The sequence below is a fragment of the Streptosporangium sp. NPDC006013 genome, assembly GCF_040614275.1.
GTDB lineage: Bacteria > Actinomycetota > Actinomycetes > Streptosporangiales > Streptosporangiaceae > Streptosporangium.
The window spans coordinates 1-10,167 of the sequence record NZ_JBEXUE010000071.1 but is presented as its reverse complement, the minus strand read 5'-3'; the positions used below and the strand labels follow the sequence as shown (position 1 = coordinate 10,167).

Below are 10,167 nucleotides of genomic sequence, written 5' to 3'. Positions count from 1 at the left end.
ATGAACCCGCCCACGCCTTCCAGCGTGCCCTCCACCCCCGCGCCTGCCGCCGGCGAGGCCACCTCCCCTGTAGCGGACGCCACTCGCCCGCAGAACTTCCCCATCCGCCGGGACTGCCCCTTCTCCGCCCCCGAGGAGTACACCCGCCTGCGCACCCTCGAACCCGTCGCCCGGGTCACCCTGCCCACCGGACGCGAGGCCTGGGTGGTCTCCCGCTACCAGGACGTCCGCGAACTGCTCGCCGACCCGCGAATCAGCGCCGACATCCGCCGCCCCAACTTTCCCGCCCTCGGCGAGGGCGAGCAGGAGATCGGGGCCCGGCTGCGCCCCTTCATCCGCACCGACGCCCCCGAACACACCCGCTACCGCCGGATGCTGCTGCCGGAGTTCACCGTCCGCCGGATCCGCGCCATGCGGCCCGCCGTGCAGACCATCGTGGACGGCCTCCTGGACTCCATGCTCGCGGCCGAGGCCCCCGTCGACTTCGTCCCCCTCTACGCCAACGCCGTCTCCACCTCCGTGATCTGCGAACTGCTGGGCATCCCCGCAGAAAACCTGGAGTTCTTCCGCGACGTCACCCGCATCTCCGGCTCCCGCCACAGCACCGCCGAGCAGGTCGCCGAGGCACTGGGCGGACTGTTCGCCCTGATCTCCGACCTGGTGGCCCAGCGGCAGAAGCAGCCGGGCGACGACCTGCTCTCCAAACTCGTCGTCAACCACCTGCAGACCGGCAACATCACCCTGCCCGAACTGCTGTCCACCGTGGGCATCACCATCAACGCCGGACGCGAGACCAGCACGAACATGATCGCTCTGAGCACCCTGCTGCTTCTCCAGCGGCCGGATCTGATGGAGGAACTGCGAGCTGACCCCTCCCTGATGCCGGCCGCCGTCGATGAGCTCCTGCGGGTGATGTCGATCGCCGACTCCATCCCGCTGCGGGTCGCCGCCCAGGACATCGAGATCTCCGGCACAGTGATACCCGCCGACGACGGCGTCATCGCTCTGCTGGCCGGCGCCGACCACGACCCCGAGCAGTTCCCCGACCCCGACCGGGTCGACTTCCACCGCCCGGACAACCACCACGTCGCCTTCGGCTACGGCGTCCACCAGTGCATCGGCCAACACCTGGCCCGGCTGGAGCTCGAGGTGGCCCTGGAGACACTGATCCGCCGCGTGCCCACGCTGCGCCTGGCAGCGCCGGACGAGGAAATCGACTTCAAACACGATTCGGCCACCTTCGGCATCGAGCGGCTGCCGGTGACGTGGTGAGTACCCGTCCCGGCGTGCCCGCCCCGTGGCCAGGCACCAGCCACCACCCGGCGCCGCGGCGTCTCGGCCCGTGGATCCGGTGCTGGAGTCCGCAGCCGACGGCCCGGCTACGGCTGATCTGTCTCCCGCACGCCGGCGGCGGCGCCAGTTTCTACCGCCCCTGGGCGACCCTGCTGCCGCCAGAGATCGAGCTGTGGGGCATCCAGTACCCAGGCAGGGAAGACCGCTTCGAAGATCCCCCGGTGGACCGGATGGACGAACTGGTCACGGCCGTCACCGACGCCTTGGTGCCGCTGCTCGACCGCCCCTACGCCCTGTTCGGGCACAGCATGGGCTCGGCCGTCGCCTGGGAGGTGGCCCACGACCTGCGGCGCCGCGAGGCGCTCGGCCCGCGACGGCTGTTCGTGTCCGGCCGCGAGGCCCCGGGCACCGCCACCGTCGGTGAGGTCCACCGGCAAAGCGACGACCTCCTGTGCCGGGAACTGCAACGGCTCGGCGGCACCAGCGACGACGTGCTGGCCGATCCCGATCTGCGCCCGGTGGTACTCGGCTGCGTGCGCAACGACTACCGCCTCATCGAAACCTACCGCCCGATCCCCCGGCCCCCGCTGCGCTGCCCGATCGAGGTGTTCACCGGCGAGGCCGACCCGGAGCTGACCCCGCAGAGCGGTCGCGACCGAGCCGGCGGATGGGCGGATCTCACCACCGCCCGCACCGAGATCCACACCTTCCCCGGCGACCACTTCTACCTCGGCCCACGACGCCAGGAGGTCGTCACGGCAGTACTTCGACGTCTGGATCCGTCGCTGGCCATGGGCGCTCACCGGTGGCCCAGCACCCCCTGACCATCCGGCCGCGCCCGCACAACCAGGAGAACCCCATGATCGACTACTACTCGCCCTCGGCCGAGTTCTACGAGATGGTCGCCACCCGCCACACCGCCAGCAGCGGACCACCACTCACCCATGTACTGGCCCACGTCGACATCTCCTACGGCCCCGTGCTGGAAATCGGCGCCGGCACCGGCCGGATCACCGAGGTCATCGCGTCCGCGCTGCCGCAAGCGGAGATCATCGCCGCCGAGCCCTCCGCCACCATGCGGGCCGTCCTCACCTCCCGGGTCGCCCGGGAGGCGGACCTGCGCCGCCGCGTCACCGTCGTCGACGGCTCAGCACAAGACCTCGAACTCCCCGAACGGCTCTCCGCAGTAGTGATCTTCGGCGTGGCCGGACATCTCACCGCCACCGAACGCGGCGCCCTGTGGCGGCGGCTCCGCGACCGGCTGCCAGACGGCGGCCTCATCGTCGTCGAACTGATGGGGGTCTCCGCTCCACGCCTCATCCCACCGGTGATGTCCCTGCGAGAGACCATCGGCCGCCAGACCTATGAGTGGTGGATCAGCGGCGAGCCCGCCCAGGGCGACGCCATGCGATTCACCACCACCTGGAAGGTCCTGCGAGACGGTCGCACCATCCGCGAAATCACCGACAGCTACGACTGGCACACCTTCGACGTCGCCCGACTCGCCCGCGAGGCGGGAATGACAAGCCGCCGCATCACCGAGGCCGGCGGCCAGGCCACCCCCGAAATCGGAGTCCTCGTCAAATGACCCAACCCACCTCACCTCGGGACCCGCAGCAATCCGACGCGTCCGCTGCCTCCGGCACATCCGATAACGCCTCCCCGGGCCCGACCCCGTCGGATGCCCCGAAGGTGCCGCCATTACGCGGCATCCTGCACCAGGTCCGGGGCCGCCTCGCCCTGGCCGTCGTCCTGCAGGCCGCCGGCGCACTGGCCGGAGTCATCCCCTTCATCGCCGTCGCCCGGATCGCCGTCCACCTCACCGACGGCTCTCCTCCCCTCGGCGACGACCTTTGGCCACTGGTCACTCTCGCATGCCTCTCCGGTCTCGCGGCCCTGCTCCTCGGATCCGCCGCCGGAGTGGTCAGCCATCTCGCCGACAACGACCTGCAACTCGCGCTGCGCCGCCGGCTGGCCAGGCACACCGGTCGCCTGCCACTGGGATGGATCACCTCCAAAGGTGCGGGGGAGATCAAACGCGCCGTACAAGACGATGTGCACGCACTGCACACACTCGTCGCCCACACCCTTCTCGATGTCACCGCCGTCCTCACCGCCCCGCTTCTCGCACTGGTCTACCTGTTCACCCTCGACTGGCGGCTCGCGCTGCTCAGCGTGCTGCCCCTAGCCCTCGGCGCCTACCTGTTCAGCCGGGCCCTGGCCGGAGCGGCGGCGCAGATGGCCGAGTACGGAGCGGCCCTGGGCCGGATCTCCTCAGCCGCCGTGGAGTTCTCCAACGGCATCGCCGTTCTGAAAACCTTCGGCCGAAGCCGTAAAGTCCACGAACGCTTCCTAACCGCCACCGACGGTTTCTCCGACTTCTTCACCTCCTGGGTCCGCACCACGCTGCTCACCTCGACCGCGGCCCTGCTCGTCGTCTCCCCAGCCATCGTCCTGCTCCTGCTGGCCGTGGTGGGAGCCGTGTTCGTCACCGGCGGATGGACGACCGCCGCGGACCTCGTACCGTTCATCCTGCTCGGACCGGCCATCGCCGCCCCCATGGGCGTGGTCGGCCCCCGAATCCAGCAGATCCGGGCCGGCCAGGCGGCCGCCACCCGGATCTCCGCGCTGCTCGACACGCCGGTCCTACCCCAGAGCGCGACACCCGCCACCCCGCAAGGCTCCCGCATCTCGATGCGCGAGGTGTCCTTCTCCTACGACGGCCGCACCGACGCCCTAAGCGGCATCGACCTCGACCTGGAACCCGGCACCGTCACCGCGCTCGTCGGCCCCTCCGGATCGGGCAAATCCACCCTCGCCTCGCTGCTTCTGCGTTTCCACGACGTCACGGCAGGCGCCATCACCATCGGGGGTGCCGACATCCGCGACATACCCGCCGCCGACCTCTACCGCCACGCCGGCTTCGTCCTGCAGGACGTGCGGCTGCTGCGGGCCTCCGTCGCCGACAACATCCGCCTCGGCCGCCCCTCCGCCGACGACGACCAGGTCGAACAGGCCGCCCGCGCCGCCCAGATCCACGACCGGATCACCGAATTGCCCGCCGGCTACGCCACCGAGGTCACCACCGGCGTCTCCTTCTCCGGTGGCGAACGACAACGCCTGTCCATCGCCCGCGCCCTGCTCACCGACGCCCCCGTCCTCGTCCTGGACGAGGCCACCGCGTACGCCGACCCCTACTCCGAAGCGCTGATCCAGGACGCGCTGTCCACCTTGGCCACCGGTCGCACGCTGCTCGTCATCGCCCACCGGCTGGCGACCGTCCGCCACGCCGACCGGATCGTGGTACTCGACGGCGGGCGAATCATCGAACAGGGCCGCCACCCGGACCTGCTGGCCACCGAAGGCCGCTACGCCCGGCTGTGGAGAGCCCAGGAGACGGCACAGGCCGGCAGCGAAACAGCCCCCACCCCTACCCCGGCCCCGACGGCATCAACCGTTCACGACAGCCCCGACGCCTCCCCGGAGAGAACCTCACGATGATCCGCCATCTCTACCGTGCCCTCGGCCCCGAGGGATCCGGTTTCTTGAACCGTCTCCTCGCCGTGCTGGCGGGCGCCGCCATCCTCCAGGGCCTCGCCTTCACCCTGCTGGTGCCGGTGCTGCGTGCCCTGCTCGGCAAGAACCCGGGCGAGGTGTGGCCGTGGCTCGCCGCCCTGACGATCTGCTCACTGGCCTACGCCACCCTCCAAGCCGTCGCCTTGAGCAACGGCTTCACCGTCGGCTCCCGGCTCTCGCGGGTGCTGCACCGACGACTCGCCGACCGCGCCCTTGACCTGCCCATCGGCTGGTTCACCCCCGGACGGGCCGCCGAACTCAGCCGCCTGGCCGGCCAAAACGTCATCCAGGTGATGAACATGCCGGCGCACCTGCTGCGTCCGCTGACCAGCTCGGTGCTCACCCCGCTCACCATCGTGGCCGCCACCTTCTTCTTCGATGGCCGGGTCGCGCTCGTGCTGCTGCTGTGCGCGCCGGTGCTGCTGGCGGTACACCTGTGGAGCACCTCCGTGATGAGCAGGCTGGATCGGGGACGCGACGGAGCGATCGGCGAATCAGCCGACCGCGTCCTGGAGTTCGCGCAGAACCAGCCGGTCCTGCGCGCCTTCGGCCGGACCGTCGACGGCTACGGGGCACTCGACGACGCCCTGGCGGCCGAGTCGCGTGCCGACCGCCGGCTGATTCACCGCGGCATACCGGGCCTGGTGTCCTTCGCCTTCGCCACCCGCACGGTCTTCGCCCTCCTGCTGGCCTTGGGAGTCTCCTGGACTCTGGGCGGCTCCCTGGATGTGCCGACCCTGCTGGCCCTGCTGGTGCTCATCGGCCGACTCACCGACAGCCTGTCCAACGCGGCCGACCTGGGCGCCGGAATGCGGATCGCCCGCAACAGCCTGGAACGGCTGGACGCCGTACTCGGCCGTCAACCGTTCCCGCAACCAGCCGAACCCCGGCTGCCACACGGAGCCGACGTGGAATTCGACGCGGTCCGCTTCCACTACCGGCAAGACACCGTGGGCGGCTCCACCTCCCTCACCGATCCGGAGGCCGAACTGCTCTCCGACGTGAGCTTCCGCATCCCTGAGCGCAGCATGACCGCTCTCATTGGACCGTCCGGCGCCGGCAAGACCACCGTCGCCCGACTACTGGCCCGCTTCTGGGACACCACCGGCGGCACGGTCCGCATCGGGGGAGTCGACGTCCGCGACATCACCTCCGAGGACCTGGCCGCGACCGTCTCGATCGTCTTCCAGGACGTCTACCTCTTCGAGGGCACGATCGAGGACAACGTCCGCATCGGTGATCCAGACGCCAGCGAGGAGAAACTGCGCCGCGCCGCAGCCATGGCCGGGCTGGACCGGATGGTGGAGGAAATGCCCGACGGCTGGGCCACCAGGGTCGGCGAGGGCGGCACCGCCCTGTCCGGCGGACAGCGTCAGCGTGTCTCCATCGCCCGCGCCCTGCTCAAGGACGCGCCGATTCTCATCCTGGACGAGGCGACCGCCGCGCTCGACCAGGAGAACGAGGCCGTGCTGACGTCCACGCTCCAAGCCCTGGCCGCCGAGAAGACACTGCTCGTCATCACCCACCGCCTCAGTACCGTGCTCGCTGCCGACCAGGTGCTCGTCATGGAGAACGGGCGGATCACCGAACGCGGCACGCACCGGCAACTCACCACCGCCGGCGGCACCTACGCCGACTTCTGGCGACAGCGCACCAACGCGGACGGCTGGCGGCTGGAAGTGGCCCCGTGACTACAGCGGCCCCGACCGGCGCGTCCACCGAAGCACGAGAACACCGCACGGCAAGGAGCACAACGATGACCGCCAGGCAATCCGAACCGTGGGCGGAATGGGCGCGGGCCGTACCCGCCCTCACATGCACAGCCCTGCTTCACACCCCGGACGACCCGGCCCGCACGGCCGTGCACCTCGCCAGGGCCGGCCTCGGCGAGCAGTACGCCGTCTACGAGCACACCGGGGTCTGGTACTTCGCGGCAGGCTCCGCCGTCACGCTCACCGCGGACGCGACCGAGGTCGTCGCCCGCGCCGACGGACACACGTGGACCGCGGCCACCGAAGGCCGACCACTGGACAGAATCGCCGAAGCACTCACAGCACTCGGGAACGGCACTGACGGAACCCGTTACCTGTACGGATGGGCCACCTTCGAACTCGCCCACCTGCTGCACGGTGATCCCACCACCGCAGGAACGCAACCACTCCTGTCGTTCCTGGTTCCCTGCGTGGAGGTAGCCCTCAGCCCAGGGAAGGCCGAACTGCGAGCCGTCGACGAAGCCTGGGCCGCGAAGGTCACGGCCCTGCTCCAAAACCCGGACGACCCCGCTCCGGTCGATGCGACGATGACCACACCGGCCGCAACGGAAACCGAACACCTCATCGCCTCCGACGCGTCCGCATACCACCACGCCGTCGCCCGCAGCGTCGCCGACATCCACGCGGGCCTCCTGGAAAAAGCCGTTCTGTCTCGGATCGTCGTACTGCCCGAAGGAAACGAGCCCGACTTCGCCGCCTCCTACCTCGCCGGGCGCCGAGCCAACACCCCCGCGCGTTCCTTCCTGCTGAACCTCGGCGGCCAGCGAGCCGCCGGCTTCAGCCCAGAGACCATCGTCGAAGTAGAGGCGAACGGCCGGATCCGCACCCAGCCACTCGCCGGCACCCGATCCCTGGGACCCGACCTCGACGAGAACGACCGCCTGCGCGAGGAACTCCGCACCGACCCGAAGGAGGTGCACGAGCACGCGATCTCGGTACGACTGGCCGCTGAGGAAATGGAAACGATCTGCCAGCCCGGCTCAGTGGTGATCGAGGAGTTCATGACGGTCAAAGCACGTGGCTCGGTACAGCATCTCGCGTCCCGGGTCGCGGGACAGCTGCGCAAGGACCTCGGCCCCTGGTCGGCGTTCGCGGCACTTTTCCCAGCGGTCACCGTCACCGGCGTACCGAAGAGCGCCGCCCTCGCGGCCCTGAACCGCCATGAACCCGAACCCCGAGGGCTCTACGGCGGGGCGGTGCTCCGAGCGGGAACCGACGGCTCACTGGACGCGGCACTGGTCCTGCGCACGCTGTTCGCGCATGGTAACCGCACCTGGCTCCGTGCCGGGGCAGGCATCATGGGCCAATCCACCCCGGAACGCGAATACGAGGAGACCTGCGAAAAGCTACGAAGCGTCGTCCCGCACCTGCGGTTCCATCACACGTGAGGGAGCCGCATGTTCCTCGGACATCGGACTTACTCGTTCAACTTCTACGCCCCCGAATCCCTTCCGGCACGGCCCTGGCCCGATGCGTTCGCGTGGTTGTGGAGTCCGCCGACACCTCCTCGTCCAACCGGCTCGTAGCGTCTTCGGTGGCCCGGCTGGAGGGCGCCCGGCCACCTGCACTGCTACATCCCGGCGATGCGCCGGGATGACCTTTGCCTTGCCTGTTGAGTTGGGCCTTTAGTCGACTGTGTTTTTTGTTGATCTTGAAACTGCCGAACGCCTTTACGTTGTAGATTTCTAGAGGAGATTCGGCCCGGGCTGCTGGGACGGTCTGCCACAATGGGGCGCATGCCCGAGCTTCGATCCGGTCCGCGCGGCGTGTGGGCCGACGACGAGAGCCCGGTTCCCCCCGACTCCTGGGGACGTACAGGTTCGGCGGGCGGCGCCCTGCCGTGGGGGTTCGCGTTCGTCGTGGTCCTGCTGGTGGTGGGCCGGTTCGTGCTCGCGCCGTATCTGACGGCGCCCGCGCTGCAGACGTGGGCCACGATCTTCGTGGCGATCTGTGTGCAAGCGCTGCCGTTTCTGGTCTTCGGGGTGGCGCTGTCGGCGGCGATCACCGCGTTCGTCCCGGCGTCGTTCTGGACCAGGGCGCTGCCCGCTAACCCGGCCGCCGCCGTACCGGTGGCCGGGATGGCCGGGGCGGTGCTGCCGGGGTGTGAGTGCGCGTCCGTCCCGGTCGCCTCGGGACTTATGGCCCGGGGGGTGACCCCGGCCGCCGCGCTGGCGTTCCTGCTCGCCTCCCCCGCGATCAACCCGATCGTGCTGGTCGCGACCGCCGTCGCCTTTCCCGGGCAGCCGCTGATGGTGCTGGCCAGGTTCGGCGCGTCACTGACCGTGGCGGTGCTGGTCGGCTGGCTCTGGCTGAGGTTCGGCCGCAGCCAGTGGCTGCGCATCCCCTCCCGGCCTCATGGCGACAGCCCGAAATGGGTGCAGTTCGGCGAGGCGATGCGGCACGACCTGCTGCACGCGGGCGGGTTCCTCATCGTCGGCGGGCTGGCCGCGGCCACACTGAACGTCGCGGTCCCCCGCGAGTGGCTGACCGCGGTCGCCGAGGTGCCATGGCTGGCCATCCTGGTCATGGCGCTGCTGGCGGTGTTGCTGTCGATCTGCTCGGAGGCCGACGCGTTCGTGGCGGCCTCGATGACCGCGTTCTCCCCCACCGCGAAGCTGGCCTTCCTGGTGGTCGGGCCGATGGTCGACCTGAAACTGATCGCGCTGCAGGCCGGCACATTCGGCAGGGCCTTCGCGGTCAGGTTCGTCCCGGTGACCTTCGCCCTCGCCGTCCTGGTGAGCACCCTCTTCGGGTGGCTGCTGCTATGACGCCCCCCTCCCCCGCCCTGTCTCCCTCGCGCCCCGTTACGGCGGAAGGAACCCGCGCCCCCCGATGAACCGTGTGACCCAGAACCTCGTCCTGACCCTGCTGGGCTGCGCCGTGCTCCGGATCTCGGCGTTCTCCACGACCTACCTCAATTATGTCAAACCGGGCTTCCGGCCGTTCCTGATCGGCGCCGGAGTAGTGCTGGTGGGCCTTGGGGTCATCGGGCTGCTCCAGGCGTCCCGGACGAAGGAGAACCCAGCCCAAAACGAACCACGCGACCATTCAGACGGCCACGATCACTCACCCGCCGATGACCGCTCGCATGATCGCGACCGGTCCGACGGTGACGGGCACGACCACGCGCACGGCGGCCCCCGGGTCGCGTGGCTGCTGTGCCTGCCGGTGTTCGCGATCTTCCTGATCGCGCCGCCCGCGCTGGGCTCGTTCGCCGCCTCCCGCGACGACACCCCACCGCCCCGCGACCAGACCCTGAGCTCCTTCACCCCGCTCACCGGCACCGGCGCCGTGGAGATGACCATCGGCGATTTCATCGGCCGCGCCTGGGACGACGACAAGAAGTCCCTCACCGACCGCGAGATCAAACTGACCGGCTTCGTCTCCCCCGCGAAGAAGAAGGGGCAATGGTACGTCACCCGCATGCAGATCGCCTGCTGCGCCGCGGACGCGTTCCCCCTGAAGGTCGCCGTCAGGGGACTGCAGGCGCCGCCCGCCGACACCTGGGTCGAGGTCACCGGCATCT

8 protein-coding genes are annotated in these 10,167 nt (G+C 69.8%); all 8 read left to right on the top strand.

Annotated features, from left to right (window positions below):
• Positions 1 to 1,272, top strand: coding sequence for a cytochrome P450 (locus ABZ260_RS13945; protein WP_355616657.1), 1,272 nt, complete (start codon positions 1 to 3; stop codon positions 1,270 to 1,272).
• Positions 1,269 to 2,117 (top strand): alpha/beta fold hydrolase, encoded by an 849-nt coding sequence (locus tag ABZ260_RS13940; protein ID WP_355616655.1) that lies wholly within the window; start codon positions 1,269 to 1,271, stop codon positions 2,115 to 2,117. Before ABZ260_RS13945 ends, ABZ260_RS13940 begins: the two co-directional genes overlap by 4 nt.
• Complete coding sequence (locus ABZ260_RS13935; protein ID WP_355616653.1) at positions 2,099 to 2,881, top strand: class I SAM-dependent methyltransferase; 783 nt, start codon at positions 2,099 to 2,101, stop codon at positions 2,879 to 2,881. The genes ABZ260_RS13940 and ABZ260_RS13935 overlap by 19 nt, the downstream gene beginning before the upstream one ends.
• A 104-nt stretch (positions 2,882 to 2,985) precedes the next feature.
• Positions 2,986 to 4,794 (top strand): ABC transporter ATP-binding protein, encoded by a 1,809-nt coding sequence (locus tag ABZ260_RS13930; RefSeq protein ID WP_355616651.1) that lies wholly within the window; start codon positions 2,986 to 2,988, stop codon positions 4,792 to 4,794.
• Positions 4,795 to 4,838: 44 nt separating this feature from the next.
• Entirely contained in the window at positions 4,839 to 6,560 is a 1,722-nt protein-coding gene (locus tag ABZ260_RS13925; protein ID WP_355616649.1) for an ABC transporter ATP-binding protein, read from the top strand.
• Positions 6,561 to 6,625: 65 nt separating this feature from the next.
• Positions 6,626 to 8,029, top strand: coding sequence for a salicylate synthase (locus ABZ260_RS13920; RefSeq protein WP_355616647.1), 1,404 nt, complete (start codon positions 6,626 to 6,628; stop codon positions 8,027 to 8,029).
• 348 nt (positions 8,030 to 8,377) lie between these two features.
• On the top strand, positions 8,378 to 9,409 hold the full coding sequence (locus tag ABZ260_RS13915) for a permease (protein WP_355616645.1): 1,032 nt from the start codon (positions 8,378 to 8,380) through the stop codon (positions 9,407 to 9,409).
• Between the two features lie 64 nt (positions 9,410 to 9,473).
• Positions 9,474 to 10,167, top strand: a 694-nt coding sequence (locus tag ABZ260_RS13910) for a TIGR03943 family protein (protein ID WP_355616643.1), incomplete at its 3' end; no start/stop codon positions are given.

Bases quoted from the DNA above. Each gene is read 5' to 3' on its own strand.
- ABZ260_RS13945 (WP_355616657.1), top strand. From the start codon at position 1: ATGAACCCGCCCACGCCTTCCAGCGTGCCCTCCACCCCCGCGCCTGCC.
- ABZ260_RS13920 (WP_355616647.1), top strand. From the start codon at position 6,626: ATGACCGCCAGGCAATCCGAACCGTGGGCGGAATGGGCGCGGGCCGTA.
- ABZ260_RS13915 (WP_355616645.1), top strand. From the start codon at position 8,378: ATGCCCGAGCTTCGATCCGGTCCGCGCGGCGTGTGGGCCGACGACGAG.